Consider the following 489-nt stretch of genomic DNA (forward strand, 5'->3'; position numbering starts at 1 on the left):
GTTCATTGACTGGTGAAAACACCTTTTTTGCACGCTGCTACGTGAAATCTGAGTCCGGAAGCCACTRCAAAAAGTAAAGATTTCAATCTCGGACGCGTACTTTTCTGATACGCAAACCATGGCCGACTTTTTCAACAGAATCGGCCGATAGCTGCCTGAATCAGGCGTCGCCTAGCAGCATGATATGAGTAGCATGGACATCCTCTGTTCGCATGAAACCGCAGTGCAGGTAAAACGCGTCTCCTTCAGACGTATCGGTGGAAAGACGTACGTTCTGAAAGCGAAGAGTGGCATGTGCGACCAGCGCTTTTACTAGCGTTTGACCCACGTGTTGCCCCCTTGAAGAAGCTGCTACGTAAACCCGTCGCAGCCTTGCCGTATTAGTCTCGCCATATGGATCAACTGAAAGGCCTCCGATACCTATCAGTTGCTGGGTGAAATACGCCGCCATAAGACATTCTCCGGGTGCATCGAAGCGATTCGCTCCGG

General features: G+C 50.6%; 1 protein-coding gene. It reads right to left on the bottom strand.

Annotated features, from left to right (window positions below):
- Positions 1-160 precede the first annotated feature (160 nt).
- Positions 161-489 (bottom strand): GNAT family N-acetyltransferase (locus tag AB4Z32_RS27675; protein WP_442125011.1); only part of this gene is annotated, 329 nt, incomplete at its 5' end.

Source organism: Massilia sp. 2TAF26, assembly GCF_052115005.1.
In the GTDB taxonomy this organism is placed as follows: Bacteria; Pseudomonadota; Gammaproteobacteria; order Burkholderiales; family Burkholderiaceae_D; genus Telluria.